The sequence below is a fragment of the Microbacterium sp. UBA3394 genome (genome assembly GCF_002358725.1).
Classification (GTDB): domain Bacteria; phylum Actinomycetota; class Actinomycetes; order Actinomycetales; family Microbacteriaceae; genus Microbacterium; species Microbacterium luteum.
Genome location: NZ_DEPK01000224.1, coordinates 6,348 through 29,926 on the forward strand (window position 1 = coordinate 6,348; position 23,579 = coordinate 29,926).

Below are 23,579 nucleotides of genomic sequence, written 5' to 3' on the forward strand. Positions count from 1 at the left end.
CGACGAACGCGTCGTGCAGTGCGGTCGCGCCGAGGATCGCGACCGACCCGCCCATGCCCGCCGCCGGCGACGGGCAGTAGGCGGCGTCGCCGACAAGGGCGACGCGACCGGACGTCCACCGGGGAAGACGGATCTGGCTGAGCTTGTCGAAGTAGAAGTTGTCGGCGGTCAGCGCCGGCTCCAGCACCGTGGCGAACGGCTCGCCGGCGTCGGCGAAGTGCTCGCGGATGATCCTCTTCTGCTCCGCCATGTCGTGGTGGTCGTACGGGATCTCGTCTTCGGAGCGGAACGCCAGCACGACGTCGGTCGTGTCGGCGTAGGAGTTCACCAGCAGCGTGCGGCCGGGGGTGTTCTGGATGCGCGTCGTCCACGACGGAATGAACGTGCCGTCGACCACGGTGACCGACATGTAGTTGTGCAGGAACGTGCTGTACTCGCTCTCCGGCCCGAACCACAGTCGACGCACGGTGGAGTGACTCCCGTCGCATCCCAGGACCATCGCGAAGTCTTCCTCGGGGCCGTTGCGGAAGGCGGCCCGCACGCCGTCCGGCGTCTCGGTCAGCGAGATGATCGAGTCGTCGAAGCGCACCTGCACGCCCTCGTCCAGCGCTCCGAAGAGGATCGCGAGCAGGTCGTCGCGGTGGATCTCCACATCGTCGTGCCGGTGGATCTCGTAGTCGTCGATCACGATGTTCTCGGCCGCGCTGTCCGGCTCGCGACGTGCGATGGGGGCGCCGTCGATGTCGGCGAACTCGGTCGTGCGAGTGGGCAGCGCCTTCGCGCGGACGTCGGCAAGCAGTCCCAGCCGGTCGGCGATCGCCATGGTGTCGCGACGGAGGTCGATCGGCGTCCCGCCCTTCCGCACGTTCTTCGCGTTCTCGACGATGGTGACGCGGTAACCCAGTCGCCGCATCCAGATCGCGGTCGTCAGCCCGGCGAAGCTGGCCCCCGAGATCAGGACGGGTGAGGTGGGCTGCGGTGTGGTCGTGTTCATGGTGTGTCCTCTCTCGACACGTCTTCTCGACCGGATGTCGAAAAGTTTGGAGTTACTCTAAGAATTTGGACGCTAGCACAAAAGTGGAGTCACACCAAGATTCGTGCGACGATGGTGTCGTGTCAGCACCCGGAGGTCGTCGAGAGCAGAAGAAGCGGGAGACCCGCGGCCGTCTCGCCGACGTCGCGGCCCGGCTCTTCGCCGAGCGCGGCTATGACGCCGTCGCGATGACGGACGTCGCGCGAGCGGCGGGTGTGGCGGATCAGACCGTCTACAACTACTTCCCCACCAAGCCCGACCTTGTTCTGGATCTGGCCGAGGAGATGCTGGAGCGTTCGCGCCGTGCCGTCGCCGAACGCGCCCCGGATCAGACCCCCGCCGACGCCTTCCGCGAACTGGTGCACCAGGACATCGACGACTTCCTGCGAGAGGATCCGTCCCTCGCCCGCGGCGAGTACCCCGCGCAGTCGGTGCAGAGTGACGTGCTCCGCCGCTACGCGCTGCGCTTCCGCCACGATCAGGCAGACGCGATCGCCGCGGCGATCACCTCGACCGACCCGGACCTCCCGCCCCTCGTCGCCCGCGCGCACGCGAGCGTGCTCGTCACCGTCATCCAGGCCGTCACCGACAGGGTCGGAGCGGCCGTGCTCTCCGGCACGGATCTCGCCTCCCTCACCGAGCAGCTGCACATCGATGCGGATGTCGCGCTCGTCGACGCCGCCGAGAACTTCCGGGCGACCAAGCGCAGGATGTCGGCGCAGACCCGCTGACGCGTCCGGCTGCGGGCCGGGTGGCGCATCATGAAATCCGGGGTCGCGATGAAATCGATTTCATCGTAGACTCTCTCCAGATCCCGCGACGAAGAGGAGGTCCGATGAACCGCGTGGGCAGCTCTCACTCGCGTGGCGCCGGAACCGGCGCCGTCGCGCACGCGCCGGCGGAACGCCCGCTCGCCACCGAAAGGACATCATGACCTCGTACGCCCTGCCCGTCGTGTCCACGCCGCCGGAGGCTCCGGCGCGAACGGCCTACCTCATCGCCAGCGGCGACCTGCGCGAGTCGGCGAACGCGGCCGGCTGGCCGACCCAGGCGGCGATGGAGGCGGATGTCACGGCGGCGCTGGAGAAGCTCGGGTGGAGCGTGGTCCGCGCCAACGACATCGACCCGGCGACCGGGCACGGCTTCATCTCCAGTCAGCGCATGGGGATGGAGGTCTTCCGCTCCATTCCGCGCGAGGCGCCGCTCATCGTCGCCGAGGCCGTCTGGCAGTACAGCCATCACGTGCTCGCGGGCCTGCGCACCCACCGCGGTCCGATCCTCACGGTCGCGAACTTCGCCGGCGACTGGCCGGGCCTGGTCGGCCTGCTCGGCCTCAACGCGGGCCTGACCAAGATGGGTACGCCCTATTCGACGCTCTGGTCGGTCGACTTCGCCGACGAGTGGTTCCTCGCGGGTCTCGAGGAGTGGACGCGCACCGGCACCGTCACCCACGACGCCTCCCACGTGCGAGCGCTCCCCGAGCTGCCCGCAACGCCCGAGGTCGAGCTCGGACGCGCGCTCGGCGACCAGCTGCTGGCCGAGAAGGCGATCATCGGCGTCTTCGACGAGGGCTGCATGGGCATGTACAACGCGATCTTCGACGACGAGCTGCTGAACGCGACCGGCATCTACAAGGAGCGCCTGTCGCAGTCGGCGCTGTACGCGGAGATGCTCCAGGTGACCGAGGCCGAGGCGGACGCGGCGTTCGACTGGCTCGTCGAGCGCGGCATGACCTTCCGCTTCGGCGACGACGCGGCCACCGAGCTCACCCGCGAGCAGGTGCAGTGGCAGATGAAGATGTACATCGCGGCGCTGCGGATCGCCGACGACTTCGGGCTGGATGCGGTCGGCATCCAGTACCAGCAGGGCCTGAAGGACCTGGTGCCGGCCTCGGACCTCGCCGAGGGCATCCTGAACTCCACCGAGCGCCCGCCGGTGCTCTCCCGCGACGGGTCCCGCGAACTGTTCGCCGGCCGCGCCTTCCCCCACTTCAACGAGGCCGACGAGGGCGTCGCCGTCGATGCGCTCGTGACCGACCGCGTGTGGACGGCGATGGGGCTCGTTCCCGACAACACCCTCCACGACGTGCGCTGGGGCGAGGAGTACGACGGCGAGTTCGTGTGGGTCTACGAGATCTCCGGCTCCGTGCCCGCGTCACACCTCGGCGGCTGGGACAAGGCGGAGGGCTGGCGGCAGGGGGATGTCTTCTTCCCCGCCGGCGGCGCCACGATCAACGGCGTCTCCAAGCCGGGCGAGATCGTGGTCTCGCGCGTCTTCATCGCCGACGGGATCCTGCAGGCAGACATCTTCCGCGCGAGCGTCGTGGAGCTTCCGGAGGAGGAGACGCAGCGTCGCAAGAACGCCACGAACCCGGAGTGGCCGATCGCGCACGTCGTGCTGCACGACGTCACGCGCGACCAGTTCATGGCCCGACACAAGGCGAACCACGCGCAGGTGGTCTACGCCCCCGACGCCGAGACGGCCGACCGCGCCCTCGCCGCGAAGGCCGCGATGTTCGACCGCATCGGCATCCGGGTAAACCTCGTCGGTCGTGTGGATCTGTGAGGCGTCAATGCATCTCGATCGTCTGAACGGCGCGCTGAGCGTCCCTGATGAAGCGGTTGGCGTGCGCCGCGAGGTCGTCGCTGTCCTCCCACAGGTTGCGCCAGATGCCGAGCGTGTTGCTCAGCTGGGCGCTCACGACGGCCGAGGAGAACGACTCGAACACGACGGGGCCGTCGTAGCCGATGCGGTCCAGCGCCCGGAAGAAGTCGCCGAAGGCGACCGATCCGGTGCCGAGGTAGCCGCGGTGGCTCTCGCCGATGTGCACGTAGCCGAGGCGCGGGCCGGCGTCCAGCACGGGCTGGAAGAGGTCGGACTCCTCGATGTTCATGTGGTACGTGTCCAGGTGCACGCTCACGCGGTCGTCGCCGACGCCGTCGAGGTAGGCGAGCGCCCCGCGAGACGTGTTGAAGACGTTCGACTCGTAGCGGTTGACGACCTCGAGCGAAAGGCGGATGCCGCGCTCGGCGGCGGATGCCGCCAGTCGCGCGATCACCGCCTGGCTCGCCGCCACGCCCTTCGTCGTCGGCGGAGTGAGGTACTTCTGCATCGCAGAGTAGATCACGCCGCACAGCACATCGCCGCCCATCGCGGCGACATGGTCGAGGCACTGCTCCAGCATCCGCTCTCCGGCCGCGACGACCGCCGCATCCTCGCTGGTCAGGTCGGTGGCCGCGGTGAGGCCGAGCGAGGCGGAGACGGCCAGGCCGGCATCGGCGATCATCCGGCCGGCGAGGGCGGAGTCGAAGCCGTCGGGATCCATCAGCGGGATCTCGATGAGATCGAAACCGGCGCGGGCCGTGCCCTCGACCGCGCGGCGCAGGCCGGCCTCGTCGAACTCTCCGGTGAAAACGAGACCATGGGCACCGATCTGCATGTCGTCCTCTCCCCCGAGGACGGCCGTCGTCCGCAGGTTGTGACGAAGATGTTATTACAGGTCTTCCCCCCGCATGGGCGAGTAGATACATTTAGGTACAACTTGCGCTGCACGGCAGCGCGATGGAATATTGATCGGATGTTTACCGCCAGTGTGCGGAAGCACTCGATCGATCGGCCTTCGAAGAAGCAGGTGACACAGTGAGCGAGCCCATCCTCAGAGTCGAGGGGATCAGCAAGGGATTCCCCGGCGTCCAGGCCCTCAAGGACGTGCATCTGGAGGTGTACGCCGGCGAGGTTCTCGTGCTCGTCGGGGAGAACGGCGCGGGCAAGTCCACGCTGATGAAGATCCTCTCCGGGATCTACCAGCGCGACGAGGGCACGATCACTTTCGACGGCAAGGACGTCGAGCTGACCAGCCCGCTGCAGGCGCAGCAGCTCGGCATCACGATCATCCACCAGGAGATGAACCTGATGCCGGACCTCACCGTCGCGCAGAACATCTATATCGGGCGCGAGCCGCGCACGGGCCCGTTCGTCTCGGACACCAAGCTCAACGCCAAGGCGAAGGAGCTGCTGGAGCGGCTGAACATCCGGGTGGACCCCAAGCAGCCGGTCGGCGAGCTCACCGTGGCGAAGCAGCAGATGGTCGAGATCGCCAAGGCCCTCTCGTTCGACGCCAAGGTGCTCATCATGGACGAGCCGACGTCGGCGCTCACCGACAGTGAGACCGAGACGCTGTTCACCCTCATCGAAGACCTGAAGGCCCGCGGCACGGGGATCGTCTACATCTCGCACCGCATGGATGAGCTCAAGCGACTCGCCGACCGCGTCAGCGTGCTTCGCGACGGCACATACATCGGATCTCTGACGAAGTCGGAGATCGCGGTTCCGACCATCATCGAGATGATGGTCGGCCGCCAGATCGACGAGGGCGCGCGCCCGGAGGCGCGCGAGCACCTCGGCGATCCGGTCATCCTCGACGTGCAGAACCTCAGCACGAAGTCGCTCCTGAAAGACGTCTCCTTTCAGCTGCACAAGGGCGAGATCCTCGGTTTCGCCGGCCTCATGGGCGCCGGCCGCACCGAGACGGCGCGAGCGATCATCGGCGCCGACCCGCGCGACGGGGGAACCATCACCGTCGCCGGCAAGAAGGCGCGCATCCATCAGCCCGCTGACGCGGTCAAGCTCGGGGTCGGCTACCTCAGCGAGGACCGCAAGCTCCTGGGGCTCATGCTCGAGCAGGACGTCACCTTCAACACCGTGCTCGCCTCGCTCGGGTCGTACGCCAACGCCATCGGGTGGATGTCGGACGGCAAGGCCAAGCAGCAGACGAAGGACTACGTCAAGACGCTCCGCACCAAGACGCCGTCGGTCAACCAGGTCGTCAAGCTCCTCTCCGGAGGAAACCAGCAGAAGGTCGTCATCGCCCGGTGGCTGCTTCGCGACTGCGACGTGCTCATCTTCGACGAGCCGACCCGCGGCATCGACGTCGGAGCCAAGGAGGAGATCTACCGCGTGATGCAGGATCTCGCGGCATCCGGCAAGTCCATCATCGTCATCTCGTCGGAGCTCCCCGAGATCCTCCGCGTCGCCAACCGCATCGTCGTGATGGCGGGCGGCCGGATCACGGGCACCCTCCGCAACGAGGAAGCAAGTCAGGAAAAGATCATGCAGTTCGCCGCGCACGCGCAGGAGGAAGAATGAGCACCGACCAGAACCCGGGCCCGTCGACGACGACGGTGATCCAGAACGCGATCGACGAGAAGAGCTCGTCGGGCGGTTTCGTGGGCCTCATGAAGAGGCAGCTCCAGCAGTCGCTGGCGTTCGGAACCCTGATCATCCTGGTGATCTTCTTCTCGATCTTCGGGAACAACTTCTTCACCTGGAGCAACATCTCGGGCATCCTCCTGGCCACCTCGGTGATCGGGATCCTCGCCCTCGGAACGACGTTCGTCATCATCACCGGCGGCATCGACCTGTCGATCGGCACCGGCATGACCCTCGCCGCGGTGATGACGGGCGTGTTCATCACGAACATGGGTCTGCCCGTCTGGCTCGGCGTGCTCGGCGGCATCGGCACCGGCGTGCTGATGGGGCTGGTGAACGGCCTGAACATCACCTTCCTCGGGCTGCCGCCGTTCATCGCGACCCTCGCGATGATGATGATCGCGCAGGGGCTCGCGCTGGTGATCTCGGGCGTGCGCCCGATCTACTTCTCCGGCTCGGCGCCGGACTTCAACCAGATCGCGCTCGGCACCCTCGTCCCCGGCCTGCCCAACGCCGTGCTCATCACGCTCCTGCTCGCCGTGGTCGGCTACCTGGTGCTGAACCGCACCATCCTCGGCCGCTACACCTTCGCGATCGGGTCGAACGAGGAGGCCACGCGCCTGTCCGGCGTCAACACGCGCCGCTGGAAGATCCTCATCTACATGTTCGCCGGCGCCTTCACCGGCATCGCGGGCGTCGTGCTCGCGGCGCGTCTGGACTCCGCTCAGCCGCAGCTGGGCGTGGGCTACGAGCTGCAGGCGATCGCGGCCGTGATCATCGGCGGCACCTCGCTGCTCGGCGGCCGCGGCTCGATCCTCGGCACCGTCATCGGTGCGCTCATCATGAGCGTGCTCATCAACGGTCTGCGCATCATGTCGATCCAGACGGAGTGGCAGAACGTCGTCGTGGGCATCGTGATCCTCATCGCGGTCTTCTTCGACTCCCTCCGCAACCGCACCTCCACCTGACCTCGCCGGCGGCGACCGTGCCCGTCGCCGGCTCAGCCGGACATCCGGCAGGAAACAACCCGAGGCACACAGCAACACTGTCCGCACCGACCGGGCGACCGGTCTCACACAACAATGGAGTTTCAATGAAGTACGGAAAGAAGGTCGCCTTCGCGGCCACCGTCGCGGCAGCGGCTCTCGCCTTCGCCGGATGCTCGAGCTCGGACGGCTCGTCCGGCGGCGAGGCCGGCGGCGACGGCGACTCGATGTACATCGCCATGATCTCGAAGGGCTTCCAGCACCAGTTCTGGCAGGCCGTCAAGCAGGGTGCCGAGGAGCGCGCCGCCGAACTCGGCGTCGAGATCACCTTCGAGGGCCCGGCCGCCGAGACCGAGGTCGACGCGCAGCTGCAGATGCTGCAGACGGCGATCGACAAGGACCCCGACGCGATCGCGTACGCCGCGCTCGATCCCGAAGCGTGCATCCCGCTGTACGAGAGCGCCGAGGCGGCCGGCATTCCGATCGTCGAGTTCGACGCGCCCTGCGACAGCGACTACTCGCTGAGCCTGGCCGCGACCGACAGCATCGTGGCCGGCGGAATCGCGGCCGAGCACATGGCCGAGCTCATCGGCGGCGAGGGACAGGTCGCGATCGTCGGCCACAGCCAGATCAACTCGACCGGTGTCGAGCGCCGTGACGGCTTCGTGCAGGAGATCGAGGAGAACTACCCCGACATCGAGATCGTCGACATCCAGTACGGTGACGGCGACCACCTGAAGTCGGCCGACATCGCCAAGGCGATGATCGCCGCGTACCCCGACCTCAAGGGCATCTACGGCACCAACGAGGGCTCCGCGATCGGTGTCGTGAACGCCGTGAACGAGCTCGGTCTCGACTCCGGTGAGATCACGATCGTCGGCTTCGACTCCGGCGCCGCACAGATCAACGCGATCAAGGACGGCACGATGGCCGGTGCCATCACGCAGGACCCGATCGGCATCGGCGCGACCGTCGTGCAGGCCGCCTACGACGCCGCGATGGGTGAGACGGTCGAGGGCTTCTACGACACCGGCTCGTACTGGTACGACGCCGACAACATCGACGACGAGGACATCGCCGCGGTCCTCTACGAGTAAGCCGCACCATCGAGAAGGGCTCCCGCCGCGGCGGGAGCCCTTCTTCGTGCGCCCGCGGTGGGGGAGGGGAATCGCGAATCGGCGCCGGCCGGTGTCGCGCTCAGGAGGACAGGGACAGCAGGCGCGCGGGGTTGTCGCGCAGCATCGTGTCGACAGCGTCCGCGCCGACACGCTCCCGCAGTCGCGGCACGTACCGCTCACCGAGGTAGCCGAGGCCGGGCATGCCGCCGTAGGCCAGATAGCGGGTGCGGCGCGCCACGTCGCCGCCGAGCACGATGCGCTCGCCCGCGCCCGCGTGGACCACCGCTTCGGTGAGGGTCAGGAGCTCGGCGTCGCTGCGGGTGCGGGGGCGGGCGAACCCGTCGTAGCCGAGGTAGGCGCCGCGTGCGGCCAGCGCCGCGTGGAGACCGGGATCGGGATCGCGGTCCGCGTGGGCGAGCACGACCCGGTCGGCGGCGACGCCCTGCTCGGCGAGCAGATCGAGCACCTCATGCGCGGCGGTGCAGAACTCCAGGTGCACCATGACCGGAGCACCCGTCTCGCGGTGCGCGGCGGCGACCGCGTCGAGCGTCGCGCGCTCGAAGGCCGTGATCCGCCAGTATCCGACCCCGCCCTTCAGCAGGCCCGCTCGCACGGATGTTCCGCCCGGACCCCGTGCGAGGTCGTCGCCGTCGCACATGCCGGCGACGATCTCGCCGACGAAGCGGGCCGTCAGGCGATCGACGTCCCATGCGTGCAGCGGATGCTCGCCGGGATAGTGCGCTTCGCGGTGGCGTCCGGTGGTCGCGACGATGTGCAGGCCCGTCGCGGCGCTGATGCGGGCGATGCCCGCCGCGTCGCGTCCGAGGCCGAGCGGGGTCGCATCCACCATCGCCGCGAAGCCGCTGTCGCGCAGGGTCTCGGCCTCGCGGCCCGACCGCTCCTCGTCGTCCAGTTCGTCGCCGGGGAGGAGCGGCGAGATCTGGAACAGGTGCTCGTGGTAATTCGTGGGGCCGAGCTCGGCCGCCTCGATGTCGCCGAGCACCGTGCGGATCATCTCGTGGTCTCCGCGGCGGCGGCCAGCCGATCGACGATCTCGGGGGTGAGGGTCACGTCGAACACGTCGGCGACGACCTGGGACCAGCCGTGGATGAAGTACCGCCAGCCCTCGACGACGACGAGCTCCCGCGCATCCTGCTGAGCGAGGGCCTGGTGCCAGAACTCCCGGCTGCCCCGGTAGTTGAACTCCCATACGAAGGCGTTGCGGGGGAAGACCACGTCGTCGGGAAGCGGGGAGCCGGGGCGGTCCTTGCCGAGGCCGGTGGCGTTGGCGATGACCGACGCCGGCGGGAGCGCGGCGACGAGGGCGGCCGAATCCGCATCGTCGTCGACGCGGCGGTAGTCGATCAGGTCCGGGGGCGTTCCGCGCCTCTCGTGCACGGACCGCAGCTCGTCGAGGCTGCGGTCGTCGCGAGCGGTGACGATGATGCGGGCCGGGCGCTCGAACGCGGGCCGCTCGGCCAGTGCCCACGACAGGGCGGTTCCGGAACCGCCCGCGCCGAGGATGAGCACGTGGCCGCCGGTGGTGGCGAAGTGGTCGCGCGGAAGGAAGTCATCGAGCGCGAGCGCGACGGTCAGCGGATCCTTCGCCTGGCCGATCAGCCGGTCGCCCCGCTTGGAGATCGAGGAGATCTCGCTGCACGACACCGCGAAGGGGTCGAGGTCGTCGAACATGTCGGATGCCGCCGCGAAGACGTTCATCTTGTGCGTTGTCACCAGCGCGCCGCGATGGTGCTCGTCGTCGCGGATGCGGGCGACGAGGTCGCGGTACTGCTCGCGCGTGGCGTCCAGCGGAAGGTCGTGCCCGATGAGCCGATCGGTGGGGAGCCCGAGGATCTGCGCCCACAGCGGGAACACCTCGTTGATCGAGGACGAGCCGGTGCTCACCCCGACGAATCCCATGTAGTCGCCGGTCATGCCGCCTCACCCTCCTCGCGCACCCGCTGCAGCGCCGCGGCGAACAGCCGCGCGCGGCGCTCGATCTCCTCCATGTCTCCCGCCGCCAGCGCCGACCCGGGAACGAGGTCTCCGCCGGCTCCCACGGCGACCGCGCCGGCGGCGAACCACTCCGCGAGGTTGTCGGGGGTGACGCCGCCGGTCGGCATGAGGGGGATGCCGGGCAGCGGTGCGCGGAGCGCCCCGAGGTACGACGGGCCGAAGACCGATGCCGGGAAGATCTTCACCACGTCGGCGCCGTAGCCGCGCGCGAGCATGACCTCGCTGGGGGTCAGTGCGCCGGTCATCGTGACGAGCCCCGTGGCGGTCATCGCCGCCGAGAGCTCCGCGACCGAACCGGGACTGACGAGGAACTGAGCGCCCGCCTCCGCCGCTTCGTTGGCCTGTTCCGCGGTGGTGACCGTTCCCGCGCCGACGAGAGCGTCGTCGCCGTATCGTGCGCGCACCTGCGCGATCACCTCGGGGGCATCGGGCGTGCTGAAGGTCACCTCGATGCCGGTCACGCCGCCGCGCACGAGAGCATCGACCGCGTCGAGCGCTGTCGAAGCCGAGGGGGCGCGCAGCACGGCCAGCACGCCGGCTTCGCGCGTGGGGACCAGGGGATCGGTGGTCATGCGTCCTCGTTTCAGGTGCTCGTCACGGCGTAGGGCGCCGGTTCGCCGGCGAGCACGGCCAGAGCGCTCTCGAGGGCCATCGCCCCCATGTTGTCGACGGCCTGCGTTGTCTGCGCGGCCAGATGCGGTGTGATGACGACCCGGTCGGCCAGTGCGGCATCGAGCAGCGGGCTGTCGTGCCCGGCCGTGTCTCCGGTGAGCACGTCGGCGGCGTAGGCTCCGACGCGGCCGTCCGCGAGTGCCGCGGCGAGTGCCGGCTCGTCGACGAGATCGGGCCGAGCGCAGTTGACGATCACGGCGCCGCGGCGAAGGCGCGCGATGCGCTCCTCGTCGACGATCACCTGTCCGCCGGGAGCGTGCAGGGTGATCACATCCGCCTTCGCGAAGATCTCGTCGAGTGTCGCCGGCTCCGCGCCGGCACGTCGCACATCCTCTGCGGGCACGAACGGGTCGGTGGCGAGAACGTCGGACCCGAAGCCCTGCAGGCGTCGTGCGACGCCGCGTCCGATGCGCCCGAAGCCGACGATGCCGACCGTCGACGCGCCGAGTTCGCGGCCCCGTCGCACGGTCCAGTCGCCGGAGCGCACGCGGCGATCGCCGTCCACCGTCGACCGGAGTGCGGCCAGGGCCAGGCCGACGGTGTGGTCGGCGACGGCCTCGGCGTTGGCGCCCGGCGTGTTCGAGACCACGATGCCGCGCTCGGTGGCCGCGGCGACGTCGACGGCCTCGACCCCCACGCCGTAGCGGGCGATCACCACCAGCCGGGGTGCGAGGTCGAGGTGCTCGGTCGTGACGGGTCCGGTGCCGGCGATCCACGCGTCGACGGTGGGGAGCACGTCGGCGAGGTCGTCGAGGGGATGGTGCGCCGGACCGCGCACGATCGTGTGCCCCGCCTCGGCTGCTCGGGCGTGCACGTCGAGGTCGCCGTCGCCGAACGATCGGCTGGTGACGAGTATGACGGCCATCAGGCTCCTCCGGTGAACCACGGCTCGAGCGCGTCGTACGCCGCGGAGAACCGTGCGTGCCGTTGCGCGTATGCGCTGTGGCGATGCGGATCGGGTGTGAATTCGGCGGTGACCTCGCTGAGCGAGCGCGCCGCCGAGAAGTCGGTGAGTCCGAGCCCCACGGCGCCGGTGACGGCCGCGCCGAGACTGTTCGCCTCGCTCACGATCGTCCGGCGCCGCACCGGCACGCCCCAGATGTCGGCGAGGATGCTGAGCCAGGCGTCGCTCTGGGCGCCGCCGCCCACGGCATCGATGCGATCGAGCGTCGCCCCGGCCGCGCGGAACGCCTGGATGCACGTGAGCAGGTTGAATCCGACCCCCTCGAGCACCGCACGCATCAGGTGGGCCCGAGTGTGATGGCGTGCGATGCCGACGAAGGCGCCGCGCGCATCCGGATTCCAGTACGGGGAGCGCTCACCCAGGAGGTAGGGGAGGAAGTACAGGCCGTCGGTGTCGACATCGCCGCCGGCGTCGGCCGTGAGGGTGGCGGTGTCGGGGCGCGCCGGGTCGGAGGACAGGGCCTCGGAGATCCACTGCACCGATGCGCCGCCGGCCTGCATCGTCGCGGTCGGCACGAAGCTCCCGGGCACGACGTTGTCGAAGGTGAAGGTGCGGCGCTGCGGGTCGTGGAGCGGCGCGTCGGTGGCGAACGAGATCCACGACGACGTGCCCAGGCACACGTAGGCGCCGTCTTCGGGGGCGACGACGCCGGAGCCGACGGCCGCCATCGGGCCGTCGCCCCCGCCCATCACGACGCGAACCTCGGCCGGCAGGCCCAGGGCATCGGCGGCATCCGGGGTGAGTGTGCCCATGACCGTCACGGAGTCGACGATCTCGGGGAAGATCGAGGCATCGAGGCGTGCCGCGTCGAGCACGGCGCTCGACCAGGTTCCGGCGAGCTGGTCGTAGGCGTTCGTGCCGCTCGCGTCGGACCGATCGGTGGCCAGGCGCCCGGTGAGACGGAGGACGATGTAGTCCTTCGCGACGCAGAAACGGCGCACCCGCCGCCACACGTCGGGTTCGTTGTCGCGCACCCACATGACCTTCTCGACCGAGTAGGTGGGGTTCAGCCGGTGGCCGAGCAGCCGGTAGGCCGGCTCGTCGCCGAGGGCGTCGCTCAGTTCGCGTTCCTGTGCCGCCGCGCGCGTGTCGGCCCAGATGATCGCCGGGCGCACGGGTCGCCCGTCGCCGTCGAGGAGCACGGCGCCCATCATCTGGCCGCTGACGACGAGGCCCGTCACCTCGGACGGCTGCACCTCGGCGCGCTCGACGAGCGATCGCGTCGCCGACACGACGGCGTCCCACCAGTGGCCGGGGTCCTGCTCGGCGATGCCGCCGGCGGCGAAGTGGGCGGGGTAGGAGACGGTGACGGATGCGAGCAGGCGGCCGGTGTCGTCGTGGAGAGACGCCTTGTTGCCGGTCGTTCCGAGATCGTGGGCGATGAGCACGGGAGAGTCACTCCCCGTACGGGCGCAGCTCGAATCCACCCTCGGCGCGGAAAGCACGCCGGCCCATGCCGTGCTCGAGGACCCAGCCGTAGTCGTGCCCCGCGCCGCCGGGATAGACGGCGAGGAACGCGTAGGCGTCATCGCCGGTGTTGACCGAGCGGTGGGCCCAGCCCGGCGGGATGTATCCGATCGTCCCCGGGGTCATGTCGAGCCAGGCGTGCTCGTCGCCGTCGAACATCAGCAGGCCGCCGGCGCCCTGCAGGGCGTAGTAGATCTCGCCCTGGTGGTCCGGATGCTGGTGGCCCTTGGTCATCCAGAGCTCGCCGCCGGTGGTGCCGGGCAGGATCGTCGTGATCGACTGCGGCAGCTCCCGCTCGATCTCGGGGACGGGGCTGCTGGAGACCGTGTAGACCACGGGGTCATCACCCTCGGCGGCGGTGCGCCAGGCGTCGTGGTCGCGGAAGAGACCTTCGAGGTCGCTCATGCGCCGCGTGAGCGTCGGTCCCTCGGGGGAGAGGGTCAGCCGGTCGGGGTCGAAATCGATCGCGAACGGCCGCAGCGGCGGGGTGCGGAAGGCAGGCATGAGTCCTCCTCGACGGTCCTGTAACTACAGGTGAGTGTAGCTGTCATTACAGGTGCCGTCCAGTCACTCGCCCCCGTGCGCTCCCGCCCGCCGGAGCCAGCGCTCGACGCCCGCCACGTGTGCGGTCGCCACGGCGGTCGCGAGAGCCACGTCGCCCTCGGCGATCGCGTCGACGATCGCGCGGTGCTCGGCCAGGGTGCGCGCGACGGCGCCGTCATCGGTCAGGCCGCGCCACACGCGAGCACGGACCGTCTGGCTGGTGAGGGAGTCGACGAGGCTCGCGAGGTACCGATTGCCCCCGATCACGACGATCATGCGGTGGAAGCGCAGGTCGTGGTCGACGAGCGTCTCGATGTCCTGCACGTCGGAGACCTTGTCGACCTCGGCCGTCAGGGCATCGACGTCGGCGGGAGTCGCGCGCCGGGCGGCAAGTCCGGTCGCGTGCGACTCGAGGATGCGGCGCACCTGGAAGATCTCCAGCAGCGAGGTGTCGTCGTGGAGGTCGGCGAGGAAGGACACCGCGTCGAGGAGGAGTCCTGGCTCGAGGCTGGTGACGTACGTGCCGTCGCCGCGCCGCACGGCGAGCACGCCCATGACCTCGAGCGCCTTCACCGCCTCCCGCAGCGAGTTGCGGGAGAGCCCGAGGCGCTCGGACAACTCCTTTTCGGGCGGGAGGCGGTCGCCCGGGGCGATCTCGCCGTCGACGATCATCGCCTTGATGCGCTCGATCGCGTCGTCGGTCAGGGCCATGTCGACATCGTAGGGCGAGACATCCTCCACGACGCCGACCGCGGTCCGCGCCACAATGGACGATGTGCGCCTCCTCGACAGTCATCTCCACCTCTGGGATCCGGATCACCTGCACTACGCGTGGCTGGAGGGCCCCCTGGCCGCGCGGCACGACGTCGCCGAACTGACCGCCGCGCTGCAGGATGCGCCCGCCGTATCCGAGCGCGCCTTCGTCTTCGTGCAGGCCGACTGCGCGCCGGAGCAGGCCGTCGACGAGGTCGACTGGGTCGTCGAGCGGGCGGGCGTCGCCGACATCCGCGGTGTCGTCGCCTTCGCGCCGGTCGAGCGCCCCTCCGACCTGGACGACGTGCTCGCGCGTCTCTGCAAGCGACCGCTCGTGCGAGGCATCCGACGTCTGCTGCAGGGCGAAGACCGCGGGTTCGCGCTCTCGCCGGAGTTCCTCGCCGGGGCGCACGCGATCGCGCGGGCCGGGCTCACCTTCGACGCGTGCGTGCGACACGATCAGCTGGCCGATGTCGTCGCGCTGGCCGACGCCGTGCCGGAGCTGACGATCGTGCTCGACCACCTCGGCAAACCCGATCTCTCCTCCGCCCCGGCCGCGCGGTGGATGGGGGACATCGCGGCGCTCGCCGCGCGGGAGAACACCGTCGCGAAGATCTCCGGTCTGCCGGCCGAAGCACGCGGGCCGTGGACGTCCGAGGGACTGCGGCCCTATCTCGACGTGGCGCTGGAGGCCTTCGGGCCCGAGCGGCTGATGTTCGGCGGGGACTGGCCGGTGTCGACGCCGTACGGACGGTGGGCGAGATTCGTCACGGAATGGTCGTCCCGACTCGATCCCGGCGATCGGGACGCCATCCTCTGGTCGACCGCCGAGCGCACCTACCGGCTTTCGGCGGCGGCCTGAGAGCGGCGGGGCGCATCCCGTGCGGGTCGCGCCCCGCCGCCCGCGGTCACGACGTCGGACGCAGCCGCAGCGGGCCCATCCCCCCGTCGACCTCGATCGCGGTGCCGGTGGTCGATCCGGCGCCCGGACCGACGAGGTAGTGCACGGCCTCGGCGACCTCGGCGGCGGAGACGAGACGCCCGTGGGGCTGGCGCGCCTCCAGCGCGGCGCGCTCGGCCTCGGGATCCGGCGCGCTCGCGAGCAGGCGTCCCACCCACGGGGTGTCGGCCGTGCCGGGGTTCACCGCGTTGACGCGGATGCCCTCACGCAGGTGGTCGGCGGCCATGGCGCGGGTGAGTGCGGCCACCGCCCCCTTCGACGCGCTGTACAGGGCGCGCTGCGGCAGGCCCGCGGTCGCCGCGATGGACGCCGTGTTGCAGATGGCCGCCGCGGGCGAGCGGCGCAGCCAGGGGAGGGCGGCGGCGCTGACGCGCGCGATGCCGGTGACGTTGATCGACAGCACGCGCGCCCATTCATCGTCGTCGTTCGCGGCGACATCGCCCTGTGCTCCGATGCCGGCGTTGTTGACGACGATGTCGATGCGGCCGAAGCGCTCGCCGACGGCCGCGATCGCGGCATCCACACTCGCTCGGTCCGACACGTCGGCGGTGAAGGCGGCGAAGCGCTCGTCGGCCCCCGTCGGATCGAGGTCGAGCACGGCCACGTGCGCGCCCGAGGCGTGCAGGCGCTCGGCGATCGCGGCGCCGATCCCCGACGCGCCGCCGGTGACGACCGCGACGAGGCCGTCGAGCACGCCGGTCACGACGCGGGCTCCCATGCCGTGAAGACCTGTCGCTGCCGGCCGAGTCCGTCGATCTCGATCTCGACGACGTCACCGGGGGCCAGGTACGGGAAGCGCCCCGACAGCGCCACGCCCTCCGGGGTCCCGGTGAGGATGAGGTCGCCCGGCTCGAGGGTCATGTACTGCGACAGCTGGTAGACGATCTCGTCGACCGGGAAGATCATGTCGGCGGTGTTCGAGTCCTGGCGCGGTTCCCCGTTGACGAAGCTGCGCAGGCTCAGGGCGTCGGGATCGACCTCGTCGGCGGTGACCAGCCACGGCCCGGTGGGGCTGAACCCGAAGGAGCACTTGCCCTTCGACCACTGGCCTCCCGAGACCTCGAGCTGGAACGTTCGCTCGGACACGTCGTTCGCGACGACGTAGCCGGCGATGTGCGCGCGGGCCTGGTCCCGGCTGTCGAGGTAGGCGGTGCGCGTGCCGATCACGACGCCGAGCTCGACCTCCCAGTCGGTCTTGACGCTGTCGCGCGGGATCATGACCTCGTCGTCCGGACCGACGACGGTGTTGGGGGTCTTGAGGAAGATGATCGGGATCTCCGGCGGCGCGGAACCCGACTCCGCCGCGTGGGCGGCGTAGTTCATCCCGACGCAGATGACGGCCGAGGGGCGGGCGATCGGTGCGCCGATGCGCAGACCGTCGACGTCGAGCTCGGGGAGCCGTCCGGCCTCGATGGCCGCGGACACACGCGATACGGGATCGGCGGCGAGGAAGTCCCCCGTGACATCGGATGTGAGGGGTCGCAGGTCGAGATGGCGATCTCCGTCGACGACGGTGGGGATCTCGTGGCCGACCGGCCCGAGGCGTGCGAATTTCATGAATCTCCCGTACGACAGTGTGCGGCCGCGCACGCGTCAGCGCCTGCGACCCTGGTGGCAATTGACAGTATAGACATCCGATGTTTACACTTCCAAGGTTCCCGCGGAAGCCGCGGCTCGAGGAGGAGTACCTGTGACCCGCATCGTCTCACTGGACACGACAGACATCCGCTTTCCCACGTCGCTCAGTCTCGACGGCTCCGACGCGATGAACCTCGACCCCGACTACTCCGCCGCCTACGTGCAGGTCGTCACCGACGCGGGCGAGGCCGGTCACGCGTTCGTCTTCACGATCGGCCGCGGCAACGACGTGCAGGTCGCCGCGATCGACGCGCTCGCCGGCCACCTCGTCGGGCAGGAGCTCGAACCCCTCCTCGAAGACATGGGCGCCACGTGGCGCGGGCTCATCGGCGACTCGCAGCTGCGCTGGCTCGGGCCCGAGAAGGGCGTCATGCACATGGCGATCGGCGCCGTCGTCAACGCCCTGTGGGACCTCAAGGCCAAGCGTGCGGGAATGCCGCTGTGGCGGCTCCTGTCGCGGATGACCCCCGAGGAGATCGTCGGGCTGGTCGACTTCCGCTACCTCACCAACGCCCTGACCCCCGACGAGGCGCTGGAGATCCTCCGCGGTGCCGAGGCGGGTCGTTCCGAGCGTGAGGCGGCCCTACTGGCCGACGGCTATCCCGCCTACACGACGAGCCCGGGCTGGCTCGGCTACTCCGACGAGAAGCTCACGCGCCTGTGCCGCGAGGCGATCGCCGAAGGATTCCCCCAGATCAAGCTCAAGGTCGGCGCCGATCTCGACGACGACGTGCGCCGCCTGCGCATCGCGCGCGAGGTCTGCGGGCCCGATTTCCCGATCGCCATCGACGCGAACCAGCGCTGGGAGGTCTCCGAGGCGATCGAGTGGGTGCGGGCGCTGGCGGAGTTCGACCTCGCGTGGATCGAGGAGCCGACGAGCCCCGACGACATCCTCGGTCACGCCGAGATCGCCCGCGGTGTCGCGCCGGTGCGCGTGGCCACGGGAGAGCACGCGCAGAACCGCATGATCTTCAAGCAGCTGCTCCAGGCCGAGGCGATCTCGGTCATGCAGATCGATGCGGTGCGCGTCGCGGGCGTCAACGAGAACGTCGCCAACCTCCTGCTGGCGGCGAAGTTCGGGGTTCCGGTCTGCCCGCACGCGGGCGGCGTGGGGCTCTGCGAAGCGGTGCAGCACCTGTCGATGTTCGACTTCGTCGCCGTCAGCGGCAGCCGGGACGGGCGGATGATCGAGTACGTGGATCATCTGCACGAGCACTTCATCACGCCCACCGACATCCGCCACGGCGCGTACATGCCGCCGCTCGCGCCGGGCGCCGGCATGGAGATGAAGGCCGAGAGCATCGCCACCTACACGTGGACGGGCGCGCATGTCGTCGCCTGAGCCGCGCACGCCGACGCTGACCCCGCTCGGCTACGGCGCCGCCAACGTCGGCAACCTCTTCCGCGCGATGAGCGACGATGACGCGTTCGCCATCCTCGAGGCGGCGTGGGAGAGCGGCATCCGCTACTTCGACACCGCGCCGCATTACGGGCTCGGGCTGTCCGAGCGCCGGCTGGGCGCGTTCCTTTCGACCAAGCCGCGCGACGAGTACGTGGTCTCCACGAAGGTCGGGCGCCTGCTGCGCCCGAACCCCGACGACGACGGCGGTCTCGACCTCGACCACGACTTCCACGTTCCGACGACGCTGCGCCGCGAGTGGGATGTCAGCGCCGACGGCATCCGCACGAGCATCTCCGAGTCGCTTCAGCGGATGGGGCTCGATCGCATCGACATGGTCTACCTGCACGACCCCGAGCGCCACGACCTCGACCTCGCCGTGGCCGAGGCGCTCCCCGCGCTCGAGCAGCTCCGCGCCGAGGGTGTCGTGCGGGCCGTCGGCATCGGCACGATGGTCGCCGACACCGTCGTGCGCGGCGTCGGCGCCGCCGACCTCGACGTCGTCATGATCGCCGGCCGCTACACGCTCCTGGAGCAGCCCGCCGCCGCCGAAGCGCTCCCCGCGTGTCATCGCAGCCGCACGGATGTGGTGGCGGCATCCGTGTTCAACTCCGGCCTGCTCGCGACCGCGAAGCCCTCGCGCGAGGGCCGCTACGAGTACGGCGGCGTGCCCGACGACGTGTGGGAGCGCCTGCAGCGCATCACGGCGATCGCCGCCGACTGGGAGGTGCCGCTGCCGGCGGCGGCCGTGCAGTTCCCGCTCCGAGACACTGCGGTGCGCTCCGTCGTGGTCGGGGGGAGTCGCCCGGCGCACCTGGTGCAGAATGCCGAGTACATGCGCCTGCCGGTGCCGGACGGGTTCTGGGCCGAGCTCGCCGACGCGGCGCTCATCCCCGCCTGAGCTGGAAGGGACGACATGCTCGAAGGAATCCACCCGCTGCTGTCGGGTGAACTGCTGCACCATCTGGACGACATGGGCCACTCCGACGCCGTCGTCATCGCCGACGCGCACTTTCCCGCCGCGGCCGTCGCGACGAGGCTCGTGAACCTCCCGGGTGCGACGACGCCCGACGTGCTGCGCGCGATCCGCACCGTCGTTCCGCTCGACGATGCCCCGTCGCTCGACCTCATGACCTCCGCCGACGGCACCGTGCTCGAGGTGCAGCGCGAGCTGATGGATGCCGCCGGCACGACGCCGGAGACGACGGCCTTCATCGATCGCTTCGCCTACTACGACGTCGCGCGCGCGGCGTTCCTCGTCATCCGCACCGGGGAGACGCGCACCTACGGCAACGCCGTGCTGCGCAAGGGGGTCGTCGGGCACCCTCGGCCGTAGCGGGCACGTGCCGCGACCCGTTCAGGCGGGGTCGATGCGCAGCACGCCGGCGGATTCGCCGACCGTCAGATCATCCGCCACCCGCACGGTGCGCGCGAGGTCGTCCATGGAGCCCATGACGGTGCCGAACCGCTCTCGGTCTCCGCAGACGCACGTGACGGTGACGAAGTGAGAGCCCGTGTCCCACGTGTAGGTGGCGAAGGGCGGCGTGCGCGGGTCGGGCGGCAGGGGCATCGCGAGCTTCTCGCCCATCCCGAGGAAGGGGCTGCGGAACGACTCGGTGTCGTCGTACTCCATGGGCATCATCGCGCGCGCGGCCCGCGCCTGAGCGGTCGCCTCCTGCACCTGCGCCATCGCCACGAGCAGGTCGGGGTCGCTCTTCCACACCCACACCAGCACGCGCCCGTTCGCGCGCTTCATCAGCAGCGGCGCCGCCTGGCTCATCGCCCATGCGAGGAAGCCGCTGCCGGGCCGGTCGACCGCGCCCGCCGCGCGGTTCGCCTGCGTCAGCAGCATGCGGATCGCGGCCTTGCGGTGCCGGCGCCCGCGGAATCCCAGTGACCCCGTCACGGGAACCCAGAGGTGCTCGTCGGCGTCAGCGTGCAGTCGCGGCATGCGCCCAGCGTACGGCGCGCGCCTGACAGGGCACTCGAGAGCGTGGCGACAAGGCGGGGCGCCGCTCCCGGATCGGACCGGGGTTCTTCGGTACAGTTGACGCGCGCGCGAACCGGTGCGATCCACCCGCGCCATCCTCCGCAGACAGCCGCTGCGCTCCGCCGCCGCACAGATAGGCAGCCCGCATCCCGTGACCGACCCCGCCACGCCCGATCCCCGCCGCCCCCTCACCGTCGTCATCGGCTGCGACACCTTCGCGCCGGACATCAACGGGGCTGCCCGCTTCGCGGAGCGCTTGGCCGCCGGACTCGTCGGTCGCGGCCACGAGGTGCACGTCGTGGCCCCGAACCAGCGCTACCGACGTGCGGCACCGGGCATCGAGACCGTCGAGGGCGTCCAGATGTGCGTGCACCGGCTCCCCTCGGTGCGCTGGCCCCCGCACGACTGGCTGCGGTTCGTGTGGCCGTGGCGGTCGAAGCACTACGCCCGCCGCGTGCTCGACGAGGTCAAGCCCGACGTCGTGCACATCCAGTCCCACATCATCATCGGGCGCGGTCTCGCCTACGAGGCGAACCGCCGAGGGATCCCCGTCGTCGCGACCAATCACGTGATGGCCGAGAACATCCTCGACTTCACGGTGCTGCCGCAGCGGATCACCGACGCCGTCATCCGCTGGGCGTGGAGCGACGCGGAGCGCACCCTCTCCTCGACGCGCGCCGTGACGACGCCCACGCGCAAGGCGGCGGACTTCCTCGAGGCCACGATCGACGTGTCGGATGTCATCCCCGTCAGCTGCGGCATCGACAAGGGCAACTACACCCCCGACCTGGAGCCGCGCGCCGAGAACCGGGTGCTGTTCGTCGGACGCCTCACCAGCGAGAAGCAGATCGACGTCGTGCTGCGGGCGCTCGCCGCCCTCGACCCGGCGCTCCAGGCGGGCTTCGACATCGTCGGGGGCGGGGACCAGCGCAAGAGCCTCGAGAACCTCGTGCACGAGCTCGGGCTCGAGGATCGGGTCGTGTTCCACGGACACGTCTCCGACGAGGAGCTGCGGCGCCTGTACTCCCGGGCCAGCGTCTTCGCGATCGCCTCGATCGCCGAGCTGCAGTCGATCGCCACGATGGAGGCGATGGCCTCGGCGCTTCCCGTGGTCGCCGCCGACGCCGTGGCGCTGCCGCACCTCGTGCACCACGGCGAGAACGGCTACCTGTTCACCCCCGGCGACGTCGACGAACTCGCCGCTCGGCTGACCGACGTGCTCACCGCCGACGCCGATGAACGCCGACGGATGCAGCAGGCATCTCTCGACGGGGTGGCCGTGCACGACATCAACCGCACCCTCGACACCTTCGAAGCCCTCTACCGCGGCGAACCGCTCCCGGAGTGACGCCGTGCACGTGGTGATGTTCGGCGATCAGCACGTCGAATCGCTCGGTGGCGCGCAGGTCTCGATGCGCCTGCAGCGCGAATTCCTCGAGCGAGCCGGGCACACCGTCACGATCGTCGCCCCCGCCCTCCACGGACGCCGGGCGGCGGCGGTCGCCCCCGACGACGCCTACGTCGACGTGCCGTCGATCCCGATAACGTTCGATCGCGAGTACTCGCTGTCCTGGCCCGGCGGTCGCACCGACCGCTGGGTGGATGACGCGCTGGCCGCGCGCCCGCCCGTCGACGTCGTGCACGTGCAGGCCGATTTCTGGGGAGCCTTCCTCGGACACCGCTACGCCGCCCGCCACGATCGTCCCGTCGTGCACACCATGCACAACCGCGTGGATGTCGGCATCGCCGCGACCACCCCCGCGCCGCGCGCCGTGCTGCGGCTCCTCGGCGGTTGGCAGCGGCGCGCGATCGGCTCGCGCACGCGCGGCGCCGACGGCTGGGCCTACCTCCGCCGATTCGCCGAGCGCGCGTCGGCCGTGACGGCGCCCTCGACGCACTTCGCGCGCCGCCTCGAGGCACACGGCGTCTCGCCGGCACGCGGCGAGGGCGTCGACGTCGTGTGGAACGGCATCCACGACGACCTCCTCGATGCCGTGCGCGCCGAGGCGCCGCCGGCTCCCGGCGGGCGACCGCGACTGGTGTGGCTCGGCCGGATGAGCCCCGAGAAGCGCCTGATGCCCTTCCTCGAGGCTCTGGCCTTCGCCCGGCCCGCCGCCGACGTCGAGATCATCGGCGGCGGTGGCCAGCTGCGCGCGGCGCAGCGGTTCGTCACGGCACACGGCCTGCACGCGCCGACCGGGACGAACGTCGGCTTCGCCGGACGACTGCCCTATGCCGAGACGCTGCGGCGCATCCATCGCGCCGATGCCGTCGCGCAGACCTCGATCGGGTTCGAGACCCAGGGGATGACGGTCTTCGAGGCGGCCAGCCTCGGCACACCCGCGATCGTGAGCGACCCCGACATCGGCGCGGAGCTCGGCGCCGGAAGGTGGGATGTCGCCGGTGCGTCGGTCGAAGCCCTCGGCGAGGCGCTCCGGCGGGCGGCGTCCGATATCGCCGCCGGCTCCGCGCCGGTCCCCGAGGAGCGGGTCGCGGCGGCCTTCCGCCAGTCCTCGCGCACCGCGGCGATGCTCGAGGTCTACGCCGGCGTGCTCTGACGCCCGCCGGCGAGACCGGGCCGCGCGACCGAGACCCGGCTGCGCGCACCGGGGTCTCGGACATTCGCCCGGGTCTCGTCGGCCGTGCTCTCGCGTTGCGGGATGCGTGCGGGGTCGGTCGGGATGCGGCGACGCGCGTCGGTGACGAGGGCGACAAGAGTCCCGGCGAGGCCGAGGGCGGCCAGGGCGGCGAAAGCGGTGAGGATGACCATGGCAGAAAAGCTACGCCGAGCGGGAAAAAGACAGAAGTGGCAGAATAGTCACGCATCGGTG

At 70.2% G+C, this 23,579-nt stretch carries 24 protein-coding genes; 11 read left to right on the forward strand and 13 right to left on the reverse strand.

The genetic code is table 11. From position 1 onward, the window contains the following. Positions 1-994: FAD-dependent monooxygenase (locus tag B4E30_RS13695; protein WP_286795625.1), on the reverse strand; the 994-nt coding region annotated here is incomplete at its 3' end. Between the two features lie 119 nt (positions 995-1,113). On the opposite strand from B4E30_RS13695, the gene B4E30_RS13700 reads away from it, so the two are divergent. Both B4E30_RS13700 and B4E30_RS13705 read left to right on the forward strand, forming a co-directional pair. Then, on the forward strand, positions 1,114-1,764 hold the full coding sequence (locus B4E30_RS13700) for a TetR/AcrR family transcriptional regulator (protein ID WP_286795626.1): 651 nt from the start codon (positions 1,114-1,116) through the stop codon (positions 1,762-1,764). Between the two features lie 199 nt (positions 1,765-1,963). Next, entirely contained in the window at positions 1,964-3,598 is a 1,635-nt protein-coding gene (locus tag B4E30_RS13705; protein ID WP_194383995.1) for a fucose isomerase, read from the forward strand. A 4-nt stretch (positions 3,599-3,602) separates the two neighbouring features. On the opposite strand, the gene B4E30_RS13710 is transcribed toward B4E30_RS13705, so the two are convergent. Further along, positions 3,603-4,472, reverse strand: coding sequence for a sugar phosphate isomerase/epimerase family protein (locus B4E30_RS13710; protein WP_286795627.1), 870 nt, complete (start codon positions 4,470-4,472; stop codon positions 3,603-3,605). 200 nt (positions 4,473-4,672) lie between these two features. On the opposite strand from B4E30_RS13710, the gene B4E30_RS13715 reads away from it, so the two are divergent. The 3 genes from B4E30_RS13715 to B4E30_RS13725 all read left to right on the forward strand — a co-directional run bounded on the left by B4E30_RS13715 (position 4,673) and on the right by B4E30_RS13725 (position 8,324). Further along, on the forward strand, positions 4,673-6,178 hold the full coding sequence (locus tag B4E30_RS13715) for a sugar ABC transporter ATP-binding protein (protein ID WP_071045445.1): 1,506 nt from the start codon (positions 4,673-4,675) through the stop codon (positions 6,176-6,178). Next, positions 6,175-7,209, forward strand: coding sequence for an ABC transporter permease (locus tag B4E30_RS13720; RefSeq protein ID WP_083336607.1), 1,035 nt, complete (start codon positions 6,175-6,177; stop codon positions 7,207-7,209). Before B4E30_RS13715 ends, B4E30_RS13720 begins: the two co-directional genes overlap by 4 nt. A gap of 125 nt (positions 7,210-7,334) precedes the next feature. Then, complete coding sequence (locus B4E30_RS13725) at positions 7,335-8,324, forward strand: ABC transporter substrate-binding protein (protein ID WP_286795628.1); 990 nt, start codon at positions 7,335-7,337, stop codon at positions 8,322-8,324. A 100-nt stretch (positions 8,325-8,424) separates the two neighbouring features. Here the strand turns inward: B4E30_RS13725 and B4E30_RS13730 are convergent, their stop codons facing one another. From B4E30_RS13730 to B4E30_RS13760, 7 genes are all read right to left on the reverse strand, one after another. Next, entirely contained in the window at positions 8,425-9,360 is a 936-nt protein-coding gene (locus B4E30_RS13730; protein WP_194383993.1) for a phosphotriesterase family protein, read from the reverse strand. Further along, entirely contained in the window at positions 9,357-10,280 is a 924-nt protein-coding gene (locus B4E30_RS13735; RefSeq protein ID WP_194383992.1) for a shikimate dehydrogenase, read from the reverse strand. Before B4E30_RS13735 ends, B4E30_RS13730 begins: the two co-directional genes overlap by 4 nt. Beyond that, positions 10,277-10,933: a bifunctional 4-hydroxy-2-oxoglutarate aldolase/2-dehydro-3-deoxy-phosphogluconate aldolase gene (locus B4E30_RS13740; RefSeq protein ID WP_286717901.1), complete on the reverse strand. Its 657-nt coding sequence runs from the start codon at positions 10,931-10,933 to the stop codon at positions 10,277-10,279. The genes B4E30_RS13735 and B4E30_RS13740 overlap by 4 nt, the downstream gene beginning before the upstream one ends. Before the next feature lie 11 nt (positions 10,934-10,944). Beyond that, entirely contained in the window at positions 10,945-11,898 is a 954-nt protein-coding gene (locus B4E30_RS13745; protein ID WP_286795629.1) for an NAD(P)-dependent oxidoreductase, read from the reverse strand. Then, complete coding sequence (gene xylB, locus B4E30_RS13750; RefSeq protein WP_286795630.1) at positions 11,898-13,385, reverse strand: xylulokinase; 1,488 nt, start codon at positions 13,383-13,385, stop codon at positions 11,898-11,900. Before xylB ends, B4E30_RS13745 begins: the two co-directional genes overlap by 1 nt. Positions 13,386-13,392: 7 nt before the next feature. Continuing rightward, on the reverse strand, positions 13,393-13,968 hold the full coding sequence (locus B4E30_RS13755; RefSeq protein ID WP_286795631.1) for a glucose-6-phosphate isomerase family protein: 576 nt from the start codon (positions 13,966-13,968) through the stop codon (positions 13,393-13,395). A 63-nt stretch (positions 13,969-14,031) separates the two neighbouring features. After that, positions 14,032-14,718, reverse strand: coding sequence for a FadR/GntR family transcriptional regulator (locus B4E30_RS13760; RefSeq protein WP_286795632.1), 687 nt, complete (start codon positions 14,716-14,718; stop codon positions 14,032-14,034). Positions 14,719-14,782: 64 nt separating this feature from the next. Here B4E30_RS13760 and B4E30_RS13765 point away from each other — a divergent pair, with 64 nt between their 5' ends. Next, positions 14,783-15,622, forward strand: coding sequence for an amidohydrolase family protein (locus B4E30_RS13765; RefSeq protein ID WP_194383986.1), 840 nt, complete (start codon positions 14,783-14,785; stop codon positions 15,620-15,622). A gap of 46 nt (positions 15,623-15,668) precedes the next feature. On the opposite strand, the gene B4E30_RS13770 is transcribed toward B4E30_RS13765, so the two are convergent. Next, positions 15,669-16,439 (reverse strand): SDR family NAD(P)-dependent oxidoreductase, encoded by a 771-nt coding sequence (locus tag B4E30_RS13770; RefSeq protein WP_286795633.1) that lies wholly within the window; start codon positions 16,437-16,439, stop codon positions 15,669-15,671. After that, the gene (locus B4E30_RS13775) at positions 16,421-17,278 is read right to left on the reverse strand and encodes a fumarylacetoacetate hydrolase family protein (RefSeq protein WP_071045436.1); all 858 of its coding nucleotides are present in this window, start codon (positions 17,276-17,278) and stop codon (positions 16,421-16,423) included. The genes B4E30_RS13770 and B4E30_RS13775 overlap by 19 nt, the downstream gene beginning before the upstream one ends. A gap of 133 nt (positions 17,279-17,411) precedes the next feature. Here B4E30_RS13775 and B4E30_RS13780 point away from each other — a divergent pair, with 133 nt between their 5' ends. The 3 genes from B4E30_RS13780 to B4E30_RS13790 are packed head-to-tail and all read left to right on the forward strand — an operon-like array spanning position 17,412 to position 20,094. Then, positions 17,412-18,701, forward strand: coding sequence for an L-fuconate dehydratase (locus B4E30_RS13780; protein ID WP_071045435.1), 1,290 nt, complete (start codon positions 17,412-17,414; stop codon positions 18,699-18,701). Further along, positions 18,688-19,659, forward strand: a complete 972-nt coding sequence (locus B4E30_RS13785) for an aldo/keto reductase (protein WP_071045434.1) — start codon at positions 18,688-18,690, stop codon at positions 19,657-19,659. The genes B4E30_RS13780 and B4E30_RS13785 overlap by 14 nt, the downstream gene beginning before the upstream one ends. 15 nt (positions 19,660-19,674) lie before the next feature. Next, on the forward strand, positions 19,675-20,094 hold the full coding sequence (locus B4E30_RS13790) for an RbsD/FucU family protein (protein WP_071045433.1): 420 nt from the start codon (positions 19,675-19,677) through the stop codon (positions 20,092-20,094). A 21-nt stretch (positions 20,095-20,115) separates the two neighbouring features. Here the strand turns inward: B4E30_RS13790 and B4E30_RS13795 are convergent, their stop codons facing one another. Beyond that, positions 20,116-20,709 carry a hypothetical protein gene (locus B4E30_RS13795; RefSeq protein WP_071045432.1) on the reverse strand — a complete coding sequence of 198 codons (594 nt, stop codon included), beginning with the start codon at positions 20,707-20,709 and terminating at the stop codon, positions 20,116-20,118. A 190-nt stretch (positions 20,710-20,899) separates the two neighbouring features. On the opposite strand from B4E30_RS13795, the gene B4E30_RS13800 reads away from it, so the two are divergent. Further along, positions 20,900-22,096, forward strand: a complete 1,197-nt coding sequence (locus B4E30_RS13800) for a glycosyltransferase (protein ID WP_286795634.1) — start codon at positions 20,900-20,902, stop codon at positions 22,094-22,096. A 4-nt stretch (positions 22,097-22,100) separates the two neighbouring features. Continuing rightward, the gene (locus B4E30_RS13805) at positions 22,101-23,306 is read left to right on the forward strand and encodes a glycosyltransferase family 4 protein (RefSeq protein WP_286795635.1); all 1,206 of its coding nucleotides are present in this window, start codon (positions 22,101-22,103) and stop codon (positions 23,304-23,306) included. Here B4E30_RS13805 and B4E30_RS13810 read toward each other — a convergent pair. Then, positions 23,288-23,518: a hypothetical protein gene (locus B4E30_RS13810; protein WP_286795636.1), complete on the reverse strand. Its 231-nt coding sequence runs from the start codon at positions 23,516-23,518 to the stop codon at positions 23,288-23,290. The genes B4E30_RS13805 and B4E30_RS13810 overlap by 19 nt on opposite strands. Positions 23,519-23,579 lie beyond the last annotated feature (61 nt).

Bases quoted from the DNA above. Each gene is read 5' to 3' on its own strand.
- B4E30_RS13710 (WP_286795627.1), bottom strand. From the start codon at position 4,472: ATGCAGATCGGTGCCCATGGTCTCGTTTTCACCGGAGAGTTCGACGAG.
- B4E30_RS13775 (WP_071045436.1), bottom strand. From the start codon at position 17,278: ATGAAATTCGCACGCCTCGGGCCGGTCGGCCACGAGATCCCCACCGTC.
- B4E30_RS13730 (WP_194383993.1), bottom strand. From the start codon at position 9,360: ATGATCCGCACGGTGCTCGGCGACATCGAGGCGGCCGAGCTCGGCCCC.
- B4E30_RS13790 (WP_071045433.1), top strand. From the start codon at position 19,675: ATGCTCGAAGGAATCCACCCGCTGCTGTCGGGTGAACTGCTGCACCAT.
- B4E30_RS13725 (WP_286795628.1), top strand. From the start codon at position 7,335: ATGAAGTACGGAAAGAAGGTCGCCTTCGCGGCCACCGTCGCGGCAGCG.
- B4E30_RS13810 (WP_286795636.1), bottom strand. From the start codon at position 23,518: ATGGTCATCCTCACCGCTTTCGCCGCCCTGGCCGCCCTCGGCCTCGCC.
- B4E30_RS13720 (WP_083336607.1), top strand. From the start codon at position 6,175: ATGAGCACCGACCAGAACCCGGGCCCGTCGACGACGACGGTGATCCAG.
- B4E30_RS13735 (WP_194383992.1), bottom strand. From the start codon at position 10,280: ATGACCGGCGACTACATGGGATTCGTCGGGGTGAGCACCGGCTCGTCC.
- B4E30_RS13785 (WP_071045434.1), top strand. From the start codon at position 18,688: ATGTCGTCGCCTGAGCCGCGCACGCCGACGCTGACCCCGCTCGGCTAC.
- B4E30_RS13770 (WP_286795633.1), bottom strand. From the start codon at position 16,439: ATGGGAGCCCGCGTCGTGACCGGCGTGCTCGACGGCCTCGTCGCGGTC.
- B4E30_RS13760 (WP_286795632.1), bottom strand. From the start codon at position 14,718: ATGGCCCTGACCGACGACGCGATCGAGCGCATCAAGGCGATGATCGTC.
- B4E30_RS13745 (WP_286795629.1), bottom strand. From the start codon at position 11,898: ATGGCCGTCATACTCGTCACCAGCCGATCGTTCGGCGACGGCGACCTC.
- B4E30_RS13705 (WP_194383995.1), top strand. From the start codon at position 1,964: ATGACCTCGTACGCCCTGCCCGTCGTGTCCACGCCGCCGGAGGCTCCG.
- B4E30_RS13740 (WP_286717901.1), bottom strand. From the start codon at position 10,933: ATGACCACCGATCCCCTGGTCCCCACGCGCGAAGCCGGCGTGCTGGCC.
- B4E30_RS13755 (WP_286795631.1), bottom strand. From the start codon at position 13,968: ATGCCTGCCTTCCGCACCCCGCCGCTGCGGCCGTTCGCGATCGATTTC.
- B4E30_RS13795 (WP_071045432.1), bottom strand. From the start codon at position 20,709: ATGCCGCGACTGCACGCTGACGCCGACGAGCACCTCTGGGTTCCCGTG.